We start from the raw sequence: 14,953 nt of genomic DNA on the forward strand, positions 1-14,953 counted from the left end.
CCGAAGGGACAACCATGGAAGCCAGGGCCCAGGCGCGGTACATCCGCGTCACGCCCATGAAGGCCCGCCGCGTGGTGGACCTCATCCGTGGCATGAGTGCCACGGAGGCTCAGGCGGTCCTGCGTTTCGCCCCGCAGGCCGCGAGCGTGCCGGTCGGCAAGGTGCTGGACAGCGCCATCGCCAACGCCGCGCACAACTACGACCACACCGACGCCGACAGCCTCGTCATCTCCGAGGCGTACGTCGACGAGGGCCCGACCCTGAAGCGGTTCCGTCCGCGTGCCCAGGGCCGCGCCTACCGGATCCGCAAGCGGACCAGCCACATCACCGTGGTCGTCAGCAGCAAGGAAGGAACCCGGTAATGGGCCAGAAGGTTAACCCGCACGGGTTCCGGCTCGGCATCACCACCGACTTCAAGTCGCGCTGGTACGCCGACAAGCTGTACAAGGACTACGTCAAGGAAGACGTCGCCATCCGCCGGATGATGACGAAGGGCATGGAGCGCGCGGGCATCTCCAAGGTGGAGATCGAGCGCACCCGTGACCGCGTCCGCGTCGACATCCACACCGCCCGGCCGGGCATCGTCATCGGCCGCCGCGGCGCGGAGGCCGACCGTATCCGCGGCGAGCTGGAGAAGCTGACCGGCAAGCAGGTGCAGCTCAACATCCTCGAGGTGAAGAACCCCGAGGTCGACGCTCAGCTGGTGGCCCAGGCCGTCGCCGAGCAGCTCTCCTCCCGCGTCTCCTTCCGTCGTGCGATGCGCAAGTCGATGCAGAGCTCGATGAAGGCCGGTGCCAAGGGCATCAAGATCCAGTGTGGTGGCCGTCTCGGCGGCGCCGAGATGTCCCGCTCGGAGTTCTACCGCGAGGGCCGCGTGCCCCTGCACACGCTCCGCGCGAACGTCGACTACGGCTTCTTCGAAGCCAAGACCACCTTCGGCCGCATCGGCGTCAAGGTGTGGATCTACAAGGGCGACGTCAAGAACATCGCCGAGGTCCGTGCCGAGAACGCCGCCGCCCGCGCCGGCAACCGCCCGTCGCGTGGTGGCGGCGGCAGCGACCGCCCGCAGCGCCGTGGTGGCGAGCGTGGTGGCCGTGGCCGTAAGCCGCAGCAGCAGCAGAGCGCCCCCGCCGAGGCCCCCAAGGCCGAGGCCACCGCCGCTCCGGCTGCTGAGAGCACTGGAACGGAGGCCTGACCGACATGCTGATCCCTCGCAGGGTCAAGCACCGCAAGCAGCACCACCCCAAGCGGTCCGGCATGGCCAAGGGCGGCACGGAGCTGGCGTTCGGCGAGTACGGCATCCAGGCCGTCACCCCGGCGTACGTCACCAACCGTCAGATCGAGGCCGCTCGTATCGCGATGACCCGCCACATCAAGCGTGGCGGCAAGGTCTGGATCAACATCTATCCGGACCGTCCGCTGACGAAGAAGCCTGCCGAGACCCGCATGGGTTCCGGTAAGGGTTCGCCGGAGTGGTGGGTCGCGAACGTCAAGCCCGGCCGGGTGATGTTCGAGCTGTCCTTCCCGAACGAGAAGACTGCGCGTGAGGCGCTCACCCGCGCTGCTCACAAGCTCCCGATGAAGTGCCGGATCGTGCGGCGCGAGGCAGGTGAGTCGTGATGGCGGCCGGTACCAAGGCGTCCGAGCTGCGTGAGCTGAACAACGAGGACCTCGTTGGCAAGCTGCGTGAGGCCAAGGAAGAGCTGTTCAACCTCCGCTTCCAGGCGGCGACCGGACAGCTTGAGAACCACGGCCGGCTGAAGGCCGTCCGCAAGGACATCGCCCGGATCTACACCCTGATGCGGGAGCGCGAGCTCGGCATCGAGACGGTGGAGAGCGCCTGATGAGCGAGACGAATGTGACTGAGAACGCAACGCAGAACCGCGGCTTCCGCAAGACCCGTGAGGGTCTGGTCGTCAGCGACAAGATGGACAAGACCGTCGTCGTCGCCGTCGAGGACCGCGTCAAGCACGCGCTGTACGGCAAGGTCATCCGCCGTACGAACAAGCTCAAGGCGCACGACGAGCAGAACGCCGCGGGTGTCGGCGACCGTGTCCTCCTGATGGAGACCCGGCCGCTGTCCGCGACCAAGCGCTGGCGCGTCGTCGAGATCCTCGAGAAGGCCAAGTAGGTAATTCCCGTAAGGGGATTCCAAGTAATACAGCCTGCGGGCAATAGTCCGCAGGACAGTTCCGCCAGGCTCGGCAGGGGCTGGATATATCCAGCCCCTGCCGGGAACCGGCAGACGATCAGGAGATAGACGTGATCCAGCAGGAGTCGCGACTGCGCGTCGCCGACAACACGGGCGCGAAGGAAATCCTTTGCATCCGTGTTCTCGGTGGCTCCGGTCGCCGCTACGCGGGCATCGGTGACGTCATCGTCGCCACCGTCAAGGACGCGATCCCCGGTGGCAACGTGAAGAAGGGTGACGTCGTCAAGGCGGTCATCGTGCGCACCGTCAAGGAGCGCCGCCGCCCGGACGGCTCGTACATCCGCTTCGACGAGAACGCGGCCGTCATCCTCAAGAACGATGGCGACCCCCGTGGCACCCGTATCTTCGGCCCGGTGGGCCGTGAGCTGCGCGAGAAGAAGTTCATGAAGATCATCTCGCTCGCGCCGGAGGTGCTGTAACCGATGAAGATCAAGAAGGGCGACCTGGTCCAGGTCATCACCGGTAAGGACAAGGGCAAGCAGGGCAAGGTCATCGCGGCCTTCCCGCGCGAGGACCGTGTCCTGGTCGAGGGTGTCAACCGGGTCAAGAAGCACACCAAGGCCGGACAGACCGCTCGTGGTTCGAAGACCGGCGGCATCGTGACGACCGAAGCCCCGATCCACGTGAGCAACGTGCAGCTCGTGGTGGAGAAGGACGGCAACAAGGTCGTCACCCGCGTCGGATACCGCTTCGACGACGAGGGCAACAAGATCCGCGTTGCCAAGCGGACCGGTGAGGACATCTGATGACTGCCACCACCACTGCACCGCGCCTCAAGGCGCGCTACCGCGAAGAGATCCAGGGCAAGCTGCAGGAGCAGTTCTCCTACGAGAACGTCATGCAGATCCCGGGTCTGACCAAGGTCGTGGTCAACATGGGTGTGGGCGACGCCGCCCGCGACTCCAAGCTGATCGAGGGCGCCATCCGCGACCTCTCCACGATCACCGGCCAGAAGCCCGCCGTCACCAAGGCCCGTAAGTCCATCGCGCAGTTCAAGCTGCGTGAGGGCCAGCCGATCGGCGCCCACGTCACCCTCCGCGGTGACCGCATGTGGGAGTTCCTGGACCGTCTGGTGTCGCTCGCGCTGCCGCGCATCCGCGACTTCCGCGGTCTGTCGCCGAAGCAGTTCGACGGCCGGGGCAACTACACCTTCGGTCTCACGGAGCAGGTCATGTTCCACGAGATCGACCAGGACAAGATCGACCGCGTCCGGGGTATGGACATCACCGTGGTGACCACGGCGACCAACGACGACGAGGGCCGCGCCCTACTGCGTCACCTCGGCTTCCCGTTCAAGGAGGCGTGAGCCGTGGCGAAGAAGGCTCTCATTGCCAAGGCCGCCCGCAAGCCCAAGTTCGGCGTGCGTGGGTACACGCGCTGCCAGCGTTGCGGACGTCCGCACTCCGTCTACCGCAAGTTCGGCCTGTGCCGCGTGTGCCTTCGTGAGATGGCTCACCGTGGCGAGCTGCCGGGCGTGACCAAGAGCTCCTGGTAACAGCCCACCCGTCGTCTCCCGCCACCGCCCTCAACGGGCGCCCTGGCGGGCGAAAGATGGAATTTTGGGCTGGTACCGGACTCTCGGTAAGCAAATGGATGGCGAGCCCCGCCCGTCCACTCCCGTAGAGTGGAACGGTTGGGCGCTCGCCGCCCAGAATCCTTACTACGCCGTAGGTCCCCGCGCCGCACCCGTGCCCTCGTCAAGAGGGTGAGAGGGATGGCGCATACAGGAAACCCCGGCGAGAGAGGCCGAAGGCCATCATGACCATGACCGATCCGATCGCAGACATGTTGACACGTCTGCGAAACGCGAACTCGGCGTACCACGACTCCGTCGAGATGCCGCACAGCAAGATCAAGTCGCATATCGCGGAGATCCTCCAGCAGGAGGGCTACATCACCGGCTGGAAGGTCGAGGACGCCGAGGTTGGCAAGAACCTCACCCTCGAGCTGAAGTTCGGCCCGAACCGCGAGCGCTCGATCGCCGGCATCAAGCGGATTTCGAAGCCGGGCCTGCGGGTCTACGCAAAGTCCACCAACCTGCCGAAGGTGCTCGGCGGCCTGGGCGTGGCGATCATCTCCACGTCGCACGGGCTCCTCACCGACAAGCAGGCCGGCAAGAAGGGCGTGGGTGGGGAAGTCCTCGCCTACGTCTGGTAACCAGGGAACGGAGGAAGCACATGTCGCGCATTGGCAAGCTGCCCATCCAGGTTCCCGCTGGTGTGGACGTCACCATCGATGGCCGCACGGTCGCCGTGAAGGGCCCCAAGGGTTCTCTCTCGCACACCGTCGCCGCGCCGATCGATGTCGCCAAGGGTGAGGACAACACGCTCGTTGTCATCCGCCCCAACGACGAGCGTCAGAACAAGGCCCTGCACGGCCTGTCCCGCACGCTGGTGGCGAACATGATCACCGGCGTGACCCAGGGCTACAGCAAGGCGCTCGAGATCAGCGGTGTGGGTTACCGCGTCCAGGCCAAGGGCTCCAACCTGGAGTTCGCCCTGGGCTACAGCCACCCGATCCTGGTCGAGGCCCCCGAGGGCATCACCTTCAAGGTGGAGTCCCCGACCAAGCTGAGCGTCGAGGGCATCGACAAGCAGAAGGTCGGCGAGGTCGCCGCGAACATCCGCAAGCTGCGCAAGCCCGACCCGTACAAGGCCAAGGGCGTGAAGTACGCGGGCGAAGTCATCCGCCGCAAGGTCGGAAAGGCTGGTAAGTAAGCCATGGCATACGGTGTGAAGATCGCCAAGGGCAACGCCCGTAAGGCGGCCGCCGTCAAGCGGCGTCACATCCGCGTCCGCAAGCGGGTCTCCGGCACGCCGGTCCGTCCTCGCCTCGTGGTGACGCGGTCCAACCGTCACATGGTGGCGCAGGTCATCGACGACATCGCGGGCCACACGCTGGCCTCGGCGTCGACGCTGGACAGCGCCATCCGGGCGGCCGAGGGCGACAAGAGCGCCCTGGCGCAGCAGGTCGGCGCGCTGGTGGCCGAGCGGGCGAAGGCCGCGGGCATCGAGGCCGTCGTGTTCGACCGTGGTGGCAACAAGTACGCCGGGCGGATTGCCGCTCTGGCGGACGCCGCCCGCGAGGCCGGGCTGAAGTTCTGAGCCCCGGTTCCAACGCAAAGCGGAAACGAGAGAGGTAAATCCAATGGCTGGACCCCAGCGCCGCGGTGGCGGCGCCGGTGGCGGCGAGCGGCGGGACCGGAAGGACCGGCGGGACGGTGGCGCTGCCGCCGAGAAGACCGCTTACGTCGAGCGTGTTGTCGCGATCAACCGCGTCGCCAAGGTTGTGAAGGGTGGTCGTCGCTTCAGCTTCACCGCGCTGGTCGTGGTGGGCGACGGTGACGGCACCGTCGGTGTCGGTTACGGCAAGGCCAAGGAGGTGCCGGCCGCGATCGCCAAGGGCGTGGAGGAGGCCAAGAAGCACTTCTTCAAGGTCCCCCGGATCGCCGGCACCATTCCGCACCCGATCCAGGGTGAGGAGGCCGCGGGTGTTGTGCTGCTGAAGCCGGCGTCCCCCGGTACCGGTGTGATCGCCGGTGGCCCGGTGCGCGCCGTGCTGGAGTGCGCGGGCATCCACGACGTGCTCAGCAAGTCGCTCGGTTCGTCGAACCCGATCAACATCGTGCACGCCACGGTGGCCGCTCTGCAGGGCCTTCAGCGCCCCGAGGAGATCGCCGCCCGCCGTGGTCTGCCGCTGGAGGATGTCGCTCCCGCCGCTCTGCTGCGGGCGCGTGCCGGGGTGGGTGTGTGAGCATGGCCCGCCTGAAGATCACGCAGACGAAGTCCTACATCGGCAGCAAGCAGAACCACCGCGACACCCTGCGTTCGCTCGGGCTGAAGAAGCTCGGCGACGTGGTTGTCAAGGAGGACCGCCCCGAGTTCCGCGGCATGGCGACCACCGTGCGGCACCTCGTGACGGTCGAGGAGGTCGACTGAGATGGCGGAGAACAACCCGCTGAAGGTCCACAACCTCCGGCCCGCCCCGGGCGCCAAGACCGCCAAGACCCGTGTCGGTCGTGGTGAGGCGTCCAAGGGTAAGACCGCTGGTCGTGGCACCAAGGGCACCAAGGCCCGCTACCAGGTTCCGGAGCGCTTCGAGGGTGGGCAGATGCCCCTCCACATGCGGCTCCCGAAGCTCAAGGGCTTCAAGAACCCCTTCCGCACCGAGTACCAGGTCGTGAACCTGGACAAGCTGGCCGCGCTCTACCCGCAGGGTGGCGAGGTCACGGTGGCCGATCTGGTCGCCAAGGGCGCGGTGCGCAAGAACCAGCTCGTCAAGGTGCTGGGCTCCGGTGAGGTCTCCGTGGCGCTCCAGGTGACGGTCGACGCCGTCTCCGGCTCCGCCAAGGAGAAGATCGCCGCTGCCGGTGGCACCGTCACCGAGCTCGTCTGAGCACGGTGCACACCCGACCGGGGATGCTCCAGATACGGGGCATCCCCGGTTGGTCGTTCCAAGCGGGGCCAGGTCGCCGGTAAGGTGGCGTGCGTTGTTACCTTCCGCGCGGTACGCCTCCGCGCGGGTCCTGGCTGATAAGTATTCGTCGATCCTCAAGACCGTCACCTCTCGCGCACGCACGCGGGGGGCGCAGGAGGCACCGTGCTCACCGCGTTCGCCCGGGCGTTCAAGACGCCCGACCTGCGCAAGAAGCTGCTGTTCACGCTGGCCATCATCGTGCTCTTCAGGCTCGGGCAACATATCCCGATCCCGGGCATCGACTACAAGAATGTCCAGACGTGCATGGACCTCGCCAAGGGCCAGCAGGGGCTGTTCGGCCTGGTCAACATGTTCAGTGGTGGCGCACTGCTCCAGATCACCATCTTCGCGCTCGGGATCATGCCGTACATCACGGCAAGCATCATCCTGCAGCTTCTGACCGTGGTGATCCCGCGCCTCGAAGCCCTCAAGAAGGAGGGCCAGGCCGGGCAGTCGAAGATCACGCAGTACACCCGCTATCTGACCATCGCGCTGGCGATCCTGCAGGGCACCGGCCTGGTGGCCACCGCCCGCAGCGGTTCGCTCTTCCAGAGCTGCCCCGTCGGCGGCCAGATCGTCCGGGACGACTCGATTTTCACCACCGCCGTGATGGTCATCACGATGACCGCCGGCACGGCGCTGATCATGTGGCTCGGTGAGCTGGTCACCGACCGCGGCATCGGCAACGGCATGTCGATCCTGATGTTCGTCTCGATCGCCGCCGGGTTCCCGAGCGCGATGTGGAGCATCAAGCAGCAGGGCAAGATCATGGGTGGCTGGCTGGAGTTCGGCCTGGTGATCCTCTGTGGTCTGGCCATGGTCGGCCTGGTGGTCTTCGTCGAGCAGGCCCAGCGCCGGATCCCCGTGCAATACGCCAAGCGCATGATCGGCCGTCGCTCGTACGGCGGTACGTCCACCTACATCCCGATGAAGGTGAACCAGGCGGGTGTGATCCCCGTGATCTTCGCCTCATCGCTGCTGTACATTCCGGCGCTGATCGTCCAGTTCTCCAATTCGAAGGCCGGCTGGGCGACCTGGATCTCGCAGAACTTCGTCAAGGGCGACCACCCGGTCTACATCGCCACGTACTTCCTGCTGATCGTCTTCTTCGCATTCTTCTATGTCGCCATCAGCTTCAACCCCGAAGAAGTTGCCGACAACATGAAGAAGTATGGTGGGTTCATCCCGGGTATCCGGGCTGGTCGTCCCACCGCGGAGTACCTGAGCTACGTGCTGAATCGCATCACGTGGCCCGGTGCGCTCTATCTGGGCTTGATCGCCCTGGTGCCCACGGTGGCACTGGTGACGCTCAACGCCAATCAGAACTTCCCGTTCGGCGGCACGAGCATCCTGATCATCGTGGGTGTCGGCCTGGAGACTGTGAAGCAGATCGAGAGCCAGCTTCAGCAGCGACACTACGAAGGGTTCCTCCGCTGATGCGAATCGTCCTCGTCGGGCCTCCGGGAGCCGGCAAGGGTACGCAGGCCGCGTACCTTGCCGAGAAGCTGTCGATCCCGCATATCTCCACAGGCGACCTGTTCCGCGCGAACATCAGCCAGGGCACCCCCCTCGGCAAGCAGGCGCAGGAGTACATGCGGGCCGGGCAGCTGGTACCGGACGAGGTCACCATCGGCATGGCGGAGGACCGGCTGGACCAGCCGGACGCACAGGCCGGCTTCCTGCTGGACGGGTTCCCGAGGAACCAGATCCAGGCCGAGGCCCTGGACACCTACCTGGGCGAGCGCGGTGTCTCGCTGGACGCGGTGCTGGACCTGGAGGTCCCCGAGTCCGAGGTGATCAAGCGCATCGCGGGCCGCCGTACCTGCCGTCAGGACAGCTCGCACACGTTCCACGTGGAGTACAAGCCGCCGAAGACCCCGGGCGTATGCGACGTCTGCGGCGGCGAGCTGTACCAGCGCGAGGACGACAGCGAGGAGACGGTCCGCAAACGACTCGAGGTCTACCACCGGGAGACCGAGCCGATCATCGACTACTACAAGGCCAAGGGCCTGGTCGTGACGATCTCGGCGCTCGGCAAGGTGTCCGAGGTCACCCAAAGGGCGATGGACGCCCTGGCGGCCAAGGCGGCCTAGAGAACAGAGCTGATCGGCCGCGATACCCCGCCGGGGGTGTCGCGGGCCCCTTTTTGCGGCTGAACCGCCGCCGCTCTCGCGGAGGTGGTCGCTCGCCGCGGGGGTTGCCCAATTGATGGTTGCTGCCCTGTACGGCCGCGAGCCTTTGAGGTCTCGCGGCCGTACTGTTGGGCGATAGCGGTAATGACGACTGAACGTGGAAGGCCCCCATGGTGGAGATCAAGACTCCCGAGCAGATCGCGAAGATGCGTGAGGCGGGGCTGGTCGTCGCCGCCATCCATGAGGCGACGCGGGTGGCTGCCGTCCCCGGCGCCACCACCAAGGACCTGGACGACGTCGCCCGCAAGGTCATCGCCGACCACGGCGCCAAGTCGAACTTCCTGGGCTACGGCGGCTTCCCCGCCACGATCTGCACCTCGGTGAACGACATCGTGGTGCATGGCATCCCGGACCAGGAGACCGTCCTCAAGGACGGCGACATCATCTCCATCGACGCGGGCGCGATCGTGGACGGCTGGCATGGCGACGCCGCCTTCACCGCCTTCGTGGGCACCGGTCACGACCCGGAGCTGTACGAGCTTAGCCGGGTGACCGAGGAGTCGATGTGGGCCGGGATCGCGGCGGTCCGCAAGGGCCACCGGCTGATCGACATCTCCAAGGCGATCGAGGGCTACATCCGCCGCCAGCCCCGCCCGGCCTCCGGCAAGTACGGGATCATCGAGGACTACGGCGGCCATGGCATCGGCTCCCAGATGCACATGGACCCGCATCTGCTGAACTATGTCTCCCGGAAGCGCGGCAAGGGCCCACGGCTGGGCCCCGGCTTCTGTATCGCGATCGAGCCCATGGTGAGCCTGGGCACCGCGAAGACGCATGTGCTGTCCGACGACTGGACCGTCAAGACGGACGACGGCACCTGGTCCAGCCACTGGGAGCACTCGGTCGCGCTGACCGAGGAGGGCCCACTGGTGCTGACCGCCGTGGACGGCGGCAAGGCAAAGCTGGCCGAGCTGGGCGTGGAGACCGCGCCCGATCCCCTGGCCTGACGATCTCCGTGGGCATAAAGATCTCGATCCCGGGGCATCATGCCCCGGATTCGTGTTTCGGGATGCCCTGACGTAGACTGACACGTCGGCTCACGCATGCCCTCCCGCATGCGGCGGGCCGATCAAGGTAGCCGATCCCGAAAGCAGGACATGGCCAAGAAGCAAGGCGCCATCGAAATCGAGGGCACCGTGATCGAGTCTCTGCCGAACGCGATGTTCAAGGTGGAGCTTCAGAACGGTCACAAGGTCCTCGCGCACATCAGCGGCAAGATGCGCATGCACTACATCCGCATTCTGCCCGATGACCGGGTCGTGGTGGAGCTGTCTCCGTACGACCTCACGCGCGGACGGATCGTCTACCGCTACAAGTAGATCTCACGACCCGGAGAACCTCACACCATGAAGGTCAAGCCGAGCGTCAAGAAGATCTGCGACAAGTGCAAGGTGATCCGCCGCCACGGCCGGGTCATGGTCATTTGCGACAACCTGCGCCACAAGCAGCGCCAGGGCTGACGCACACCGGCCGGAATCCTGCACCACTCGCAGCATCTTCGCGCGACGTCATAGCTTTGCGTACATACGCAGTCACCCGTTCCCGCCTCGCGGGGACGACACCCCCGGTCGGAGGCCGGGGACCCGGCAGCCGTGCGAGCGGTGGCCGGGAGCGGTGCTGCGGAAGACCTCCGACAACCATCTGGAGCCAGATTCATGGCACGCCTCGCAGGCGTTGATCTCCCGCGCGAAAAGCGCGTTGAGGTCGCTCTCACTTACGTCTTCGGCATCGGTCGCACCCTTGCCCAGCAGACGCTCGCCAACACCGGTGTGAACCCGGACACCCGCGTTCGTGACCTGGGTGAAGAAGACCTGGTCAAGATCCGCGAGTACGTGGACAACAACATCAAGACCGAGGGTGACCTCCGTCGCGAGATCCAGGCCGACATCCGCCGCAAGGTCGAGATCGGCTGCTACCAGGGTCTGCGCCACCGCCGCGGCCTTCCGGTCCACGGCCAGCGCACCAGCACCAACGCCCGCACCCGCAAGGGTCCGCGTCGCGCCATCGCCGGTAAGAAGAAGCCGGGCAAGAAGTAGTCCGCACCGGACGCTGTCAAGCGGTCCGAGCTGTAGGACCGACCACCTCCACGGGAGAATTCAGGAATGCCTCCGAAGAGCAGGACGGCCGGCGCCAAGAAGGTGCGCCGCAAGGAGAAGAAGAACGTCGCCCACGGGCACGCTCACATCAAGAGCACGTTCAACAACACCATCGTCTCGATCACGGACCCGACCGGGAATGTGATCTCTTGGGCCTCTGCCGGCCACGTCGGCTTCAAGGGCTCGCGCAAGTCCACTCCGTTCGCCGCGCAGATGGCCGCCGAGTCGGCCGCCCGCCGCGCGCAGGAGCACGGCATGCGCAAGGTCGACGTGTTCGTCAAGGGTCCGGGCTCCGGCCGTGAGACCGCGATCCGCTCGCTCCAGGCCACCGGCCTGGAGGTGGGTTCGATCCAGGACGTCACTCCGACTCCGCACAACGGATGCCGCCCGCCCAAGCGTCGGCGCGTCTGACCGGCTGAAGTAGGAGACAACAGAAACATGGCGCGTTACACCGGGGCCGACTGCAAGCGATGCCGTCGGGAGAAGCAGAAGCTCTTCCTCAAGGGGAGCAAGTGCGAGAGCGCGAAGTGCCCGATCGAGATCCGTCCTTACCCCCCGGGTGAGCACGGTCGCGGGCGCACCAAGGACAGCGAGTACCTGCTGCAGCTCCGTGAGAAGCAGAAGGCGACCCGCATCTACGGCGTCCTTGAGAAGCAGTTCCGTGGCTACTACGCGGAGGCGAACAAGAAGTCCGGCAAGACCGGTGAGAACTTGCTTCGCATCCTCGAGACTCGCCTCGACAACGTGGTCTACCGGGCCGGCTTCGCCAAGTCCCGCGACCACGCCCGTCAGCTGGTCCGCCACGGCCACATCAATGTGAACGGCCGCAAGACCGACATCCCGTCGGCCCGCGTCACCGTGAACGACATCATCGAGGTCCGCACGAAGTCCCGGACCCTGACCCCCTTCCAGGTGGCTCAGGCCGAGGCGGGCGAGCGCACGGTGCCGGCGTGGCTGGAGGCCATTCCGTCGCAGCTGCGGATCCTCGTGCACTCCATGCCCGAGCGCCAGGTGATCGACACCCAGGTGCAGGAGCAGCTGATCGTCGAGCTCTACTCCAAGTAGTAGACAAAGGCGATACGGGCGGTACGGAGCCGTTTGGCGCGTACCGCCCGTACCATTGAAGGGTTCGGCGTCAAATAGCGGGCGCCGGAGACTGGAGGCAAACCCCATGCTGATCGCTCAGCGTCCCTCGTTGACCGAAGAGGTCGTCGACGAGTTCCGCTCCCGGTTCGTGATCGAGCCGCTGGAGCCGGGCTTCGGCTACACCCTCGGAAACTCCCTGCGTCGTACGCTCCTCTCCTCGATCCCCGGTGCGGCCGTCACCAGCATCCGGATCGACGGGGTCCTGCACGAGTTCACCACCGTGCCGGGCGTCAAGGAGGACGTCACCGACCTGATCCTCAACATCAAGCAGCTCGTCGTCTCCTCGGAGCACGACGAGCCGGTCGTGATGTACCTGCGCAAGCAGGGCCCGGGTCTGGTCACCGCCGCCGACATCGCCCCGCCGGCCGGTGTCGAGGTGCACAACCCCGACCTGGTCCTGGCCACGCTGAACGGCAAGGGCAAGCTGGAGATGGAGCTCACGGTCGAGCGTGGCCGCGGTTACGTCTCCGCCGTGCAGAACAAGCAGGTCGGCCAGGAGATCGGCCGGATCCCGGTCGACTCCATCTACTCGCCGGTGCTCAAGGTCACCTACAAGGTCGAGGCGACCCGTGTCGAGCAGCGCACCGACTTCGACAAGCTGATCGTCGACGTCGAGACCAAGCAGGCCATGCGGCCGCGTGACGCCATGGCGTCGGCCGGTAAGACCCTGGTCGAGCTGTTCGGCCTGGCCCGCGAGCTGAACGTGGACGCCGAGGGCATCGACATGGGCCCGTCCCCGACGGACGCCGCCCTCGCCGCCGATCTGGCGCTGCCGATCGAGGAGCTCGAGCTCACCGTCCGCTCGTACAACTGCCTCAAGCGCGAGGGCATCCACTCCGTGGGTGAGCTCGTGGCGCGGTCCGAGGCGGACCTGCTCGACATCCGGAACTTCGGCGCCAAGTCGATCGACGAGGTCAAGGCGAAGCTGGCCGGTATGGGCCTGGCGCTCAAGGACAGCCCGCCCGGATTCGACCCGACCGCCGCCGCTGACGCCTTCGGCGCCGATGACGACGCCGATGCGGGTTTCGTCGAGACCGAGCAGTACTGATCGCTGCCCCGCCGCTGGGGCTGAGGCGCTGTCCTCAATCGCCGGACGGGCTTGATCTTGCTGAGCTTGATCGAGTCCGTGCGGCGGGCGACGAAAATTTCCGGCGGGCGGCCGCTCGCCGGCAACTGACACCGGTACCTGATACGGCCGGTGCAGACACCTAGGAGATACACCAATGCCGAAGCCCACCAAGGGCGCCCGTCTGGGCGGCAGCGCTGCGCACGAGCGGCTCCTGCTGGCGAACCTCGCCACCGCGCTGTTCGAGCACGGCCGGATCACCACCACCGAGGCGAAGGCCCGCCGCCTGCGCCCGGTCGCGGAGAAGCTGGTCACCAAGGCGAAGAAGGGCGACCTTCACAACCGCCGTCTGGTGCTGCAGACCATCCGCGACAAGAGCGTCGTGCACACCCTCTTCACCGAGATCGGGCCGCGCTACGAGAACCGGCCGGGTGGCTACACCCGCATCACCAAGATCGGTAACCGTCGTGGCGACAACGCCCCGATGGCGGTCATCGAGCTGGTCGAGGCGCTGACCGTGCAGCAGGAGGCCGTCGGCGAGGCCGAGGCCGCCACCAAGCGCACCGCCAAGGACGCTGCCGGTGACACGGCCGCCGCGAACCTCAAGAAGGACGAGGCCACCGAGGCCCCGGCCGCTGAGGCCGAGGCGACTGAGGCTCCGGCCGCTGAGCCCGCCGCGGACGCGGCTGATGAGGCCGCGAAGGACGCCTGAGGCGTCGCTACGGCTTTCGTTGTCACGGACGGGCCCGCCCCCAGAATCTGGGAGCGGGCCCGTTCCGCATGGAGAGGAACAGTTGGGTGAGTGACGAGGCGGCGCCCGGTTTCGTACGGGTCCGGCTGGATCTTGCTTACGACGGCAAGGACTTCTCGGGCTGGGCCAAGCAGCGCGAGCGGCGCACCGTGCAGGGCGAGCTGGAGAGCGCGCTGCGGACGGTGACGCGCTCCTCGGAGACCTTTGAGCTGACCGTCGCGGGCCGCACCGACGCGGGGGTCCATGCCCGCGGCCAGGTGGCGCATGTGGATCTCCCGGAGGCGCTGTGGGCCGAGCACCGGGACAGGCTGCTGCGGCGGCTCGCCGGCCGGTTGCCCCATGACGTACGGGTCTGGAAGGTCGAGCGGGCCCCGTCCGGGTTCAACGCACGCTTCTCCGCGATCTGGCGGCGCTACGCCTACCGGGTCACCGACCACCCCGGCGGGGTCGATCCGCTGCTGCGCGGTCATGTGCTGTGGCATGACTGGCCGCTGGACGTGGCCGCCATGAACGCGGCTTCCGAACGGCTCCTGGGCGAGCACGACTTCGCCGCGTACTGCAAGAAGCGCGACGGCGCCACCACCATCCGCACCCTCCAGCGGCTGGACTGGGTGCGCGGTGCGGACGGGGTCATCACGGCGACCGTGCGGGCGGACGCCTTCTGCCACAACATGGTGCGCTCGCTGGTGGGCGCCCTGCTCTTCGTCGGCGACGGCCACCGTCCCCCGGACTGGCCGGCCAAGGTGCTCGCCGCGGGGGTGCGCGACTCCGCCGTGCATGTCGTCCGTCCTCATGGCCTGACCCTGGAAGAGGTCGGCTATCCGGCCGATGACCAACTCGCCGCCCGTAACCGGGAGTCCCGCAACAAGCGCTCCCTGCCGGGCGCGACGGCGATCGGTTCCGGCTGCTGCTGAAAACGGCGGGTGTGGGCGGCCGATCATTGGGTACTCGCTACGCGGCTCGTGTGCCGACGACTGGGCGAGTGAGTCAAGGCGGCGGGGCGATCGGCATGAT

The 14,953-nt window shown here is 66.7% G+C and carries 26 protein-coding genes; all 26 read left to right on the forward strand.

Going from position 1 to position 14,953, the window contains the following annotated elements:
* Window positions 1-14 precede the first annotated feature (14 nt).
* The 26 genes from rplV to truA all read left to right on the forward strand — a co-directional run bounded on the left by rplV (window position 15) and on the right by truA (window position 14,853).
* On the forward strand, window positions 15-362 hold the full coding sequence (gene rplV / locus CGL27_RS27765) for a 50S ribosomal protein L22 (protein WP_014054168.1): 348 nt from the start codon (window positions 15-17) through the stop codon (window positions 360-362).
* Entirely contained in the window at window positions 362-1,195 is an 834-nt protein-coding gene (gene rpsC / locus CGL27_RS27770; RefSeq protein WP_078642916.1) for a 30S ribosomal protein S3, read from the forward strand. Before rplV ends, rpsC begins: the two co-directional genes overlap by 1 nt.
* 5 nt (window positions 1,196-1,200) lie before the next feature.
* Window positions 1,201-1,620, forward strand: a complete 420-nt coding sequence (gene rplP / locus CGL27_RS27775; RefSeq protein ID WP_014054170.1) for a 50S ribosomal protein L16 — start codon at window positions 1,201-1,203, stop codon at window positions 1,618-1,620.
* The gene (rpmC, locus tag CGL27_RS27780; protein ID WP_009715874.1) at window positions 1,620-1,844 is read left to right on the forward strand and encodes a 50S ribosomal protein L29; all 225 of its coding nucleotides are present in this window, start codon (window positions 1,620-1,622) and stop codon (window positions 1,842-1,844) included. Before rplP ends, rpmC begins: the two co-directional genes overlap by 1 nt.
* A complete protein-coding gene (rpsQ, locus tag CGL27_RS27785; RefSeq protein ID WP_014054172.1) occupies window positions 1,844-2,131 on the forward strand; it encodes a 30S ribosomal protein S17 in 288 nt (95 codons plus the stop codon). The genes rpmC and rpsQ overlap by 1 nt, the downstream gene beginning before the upstream one ends.
* A 131-nt stretch (window positions 2,132-2,262) precedes the next feature.
* Entirely contained in the window at window positions 2,263-2,631 is a 369-nt protein-coding gene (gene rplN / locus CGL27_RS27790; protein WP_003998823.1) for a 50S ribosomal protein L14, read from the forward strand.
* A gap of 3 nt (window positions 2,632-2,634) precedes the next feature.
* Window positions 2,635-2,958 carry a 50S ribosomal protein L24 gene (gene rplX, locus CGL27_RS27795; RefSeq protein WP_014054173.1) on the forward strand — a complete coding sequence of 108 codons (324 nt, stop codon included), beginning with the start codon at window positions 2,635-2,637 and terminating at the stop codon, window positions 2,956-2,958.
* Window positions 2,958-3,518, forward strand: coding sequence for a 50S ribosomal protein L5 (rplE, locus tag CGL27_RS27800; protein ID WP_014054174.1), 561 nt, complete (start codon window positions 2,958-2,960; stop codon window positions 3,516-3,518). The genes rplX and rplE overlap by 1 nt, the downstream gene beginning before the upstream one ends.
* Window positions 3,519-3,521: 3 nt before the next feature.
* Complete coding sequence (locus CGL27_RS27805; protein ID WP_003948630.1) at window positions 3,522-3,707, forward strand: type Z 30S ribosomal protein S14; 186 nt, start codon at window positions 3,522-3,524, stop codon at window positions 3,705-3,707.
* 263 nt (window positions 3,708-3,970) lie between these two features.
* The gene (rpsH, locus tag CGL27_RS27815; RefSeq protein ID WP_078642917.1) at window positions 3,971-4,369 is read left to right on the forward strand and encodes a 30S ribosomal protein S8; all 399 of its coding nucleotides are present in this window, start codon (window positions 3,971-3,973) and stop codon (window positions 4,367-4,369) included.
* A 20-nt stretch (window positions 4,370-4,389) separates the two neighbouring features.
* Window positions 4,390-4,929: a 50S ribosomal protein L6 gene (rplF, locus tag CGL27_RS27820; RefSeq protein WP_014054176.1), complete on the forward strand. Its 540-nt coding sequence runs from the start codon at window positions 4,390-4,392 to the stop codon at window positions 4,927-4,929.
* Between the two features lie 3 nt (window positions 4,930-4,932).
* Window positions 4,933-5,316, forward strand: a complete 384-nt coding sequence (gene rplR / locus CGL27_RS27825) for a 50S ribosomal protein L18 (RefSeq protein ID WP_078642918.1) — start codon at window positions 4,933-4,935, stop codon at window positions 5,314-5,316.
* 43 nt (window positions 5,317-5,359) lie between these two features.
* Complete coding sequence (rpsE, locus tag CGL27_RS27830; protein ID WP_030835127.1) at window positions 5,360-5,965, forward strand: 30S ribosomal protein S5; 606 nt, start codon at window positions 5,360-5,362, stop codon at window positions 5,963-5,965.
* Between the two features lie 2 nt (window positions 5,966-5,967).
* A complete protein-coding gene (gene rpmD, locus CGL27_RS27835) occupies window positions 5,968-6,150 on the forward strand; it encodes a 50S ribosomal protein L30 (protein WP_009715866.1) in 183 nt (60 codons plus the stop codon).
* Window position 6,151: 1 nt separating this feature from the next.
* The gene (rplO, locus tag CGL27_RS27840; protein ID WP_055556103.1) at window positions 6,152-6,607 is read left to right on the forward strand and encodes a 50S ribosomal protein L15; all 456 of its coding nucleotides are present in this window, start codon (window positions 6,152-6,154) and stop codon (window positions 6,605-6,607) included.
* Between the two features lie 204 nt (window positions 6,608-6,811).
* Entirely contained in the window at window positions 6,812-8,125 is a 1,314-nt protein-coding gene (gene secY, locus CGL27_RS27845; RefSeq protein WP_078642919.1) for a preprotein translocase subunit SecY, read from the forward strand.
* A complete protein-coding gene (locus CGL27_RS27850; protein ID WP_078642920.1) occupies window positions 8,125-8,781 on the forward strand; it encodes an adenylate kinase in 657 nt (218 codons plus the stop codon). Before secY ends, CGL27_RS27850 begins: the two co-directional genes overlap by 1 nt.
* Before the next feature lie 209 nt (window positions 8,782-8,990).
* Window positions 8,991-9,827, forward strand: a complete 837-nt coding sequence (map, locus tag CGL27_RS27855; protein ID WP_119990729.1) for a type I methionyl aminopeptidase — start codon at window positions 8,991-8,993, stop codon at window positions 9,825-9,827.
* 150 nt (window positions 9,828-9,977) lie between these two features.
* Window positions 9,978-10,199, forward strand: coding sequence for a translation initiation factor IF-1 (gene infA, locus CGL27_RS27860; protein WP_003956442.1), 222 nt, complete (start codon window positions 9,978-9,980; stop codon window positions 10,197-10,199).
* Window positions 10,200-10,226: 27 nt separating this feature from the next.
* Entirely contained in the window at window positions 10,227-10,340 is a 114-nt protein-coding gene (gene rpmJ, locus CGL27_RS27865) for a 50S ribosomal protein L36 (RefSeq protein ID WP_003956441.1), read from the forward strand.
* Window positions 10,341-10,535: 195 nt separating this feature from the next.
* Window positions 10,536-10,916: a 30S ribosomal protein S13 gene (gene rpsM, locus CGL27_RS27870; RefSeq protein ID WP_014054183.1), complete on the forward strand. Its 381-nt coding sequence runs from the start codon at window positions 10,536-10,538 to the stop codon at window positions 10,914-10,916.
* 66 nt (window positions 10,917-10,982) lie between these two features.
* Window positions 10,983-11,387, forward strand: coding sequence for a 30S ribosomal protein S11 (rpsK, locus tag CGL27_RS27875; protein WP_009715860.1), 405 nt, complete (start codon window positions 10,983-10,985; stop codon window positions 11,385-11,387).
* A gap of 27 nt (window positions 11,388-11,414) precedes the next feature.
* A complete protein-coding gene (gene rpsD / locus CGL27_RS27880) occupies window positions 11,415-12,041 on the forward strand; it encodes a 30S ribosomal protein S4 (RefSeq protein WP_059148963.1) in 627 nt (208 codons plus the stop codon).
* A gap of 106 nt (window positions 12,042-12,147) precedes the next feature.
* Window positions 12,148-13,170, forward strand: a complete 1,023-nt coding sequence (locus CGL27_RS27885; protein ID WP_009715858.1) for a DNA-directed RNA polymerase subunit alpha — start codon at window positions 12,148-12,150, stop codon at window positions 13,168-13,170.
* A 175-nt stretch (window positions 13,171-13,345) separates the two neighbouring features.
* A complete protein-coding gene (gene rplQ, locus CGL27_RS27890; RefSeq protein WP_119990731.1) occupies window positions 13,346-13,900 on the forward strand; it encodes a 50S ribosomal protein L17 in 555 nt (184 codons plus the stop codon).
* 86 nt (window positions 13,901-13,986) lie between these two features.
* A complete protein-coding gene (truA, locus tag CGL27_RS27895) occupies window positions 13,987-14,853 on the forward strand; it encodes a tRNA pseudouridine(38-40) synthase TruA (protein WP_119990732.1) in 867 nt (288 codons plus the stop codon).
* Window positions 14,854-14,953 lie beyond the last annotated feature (100 nt).

The organism is Streptomyces sp. 11-1-2 (assembly GCF_003595545.1).
Taxonomy (GTDB): Bacteria; Actinomycetota; Actinomycetes; order Streptomycetales; family Streptomycetaceae; genus Streptomyces; species Streptomyces hygroscopicus_B.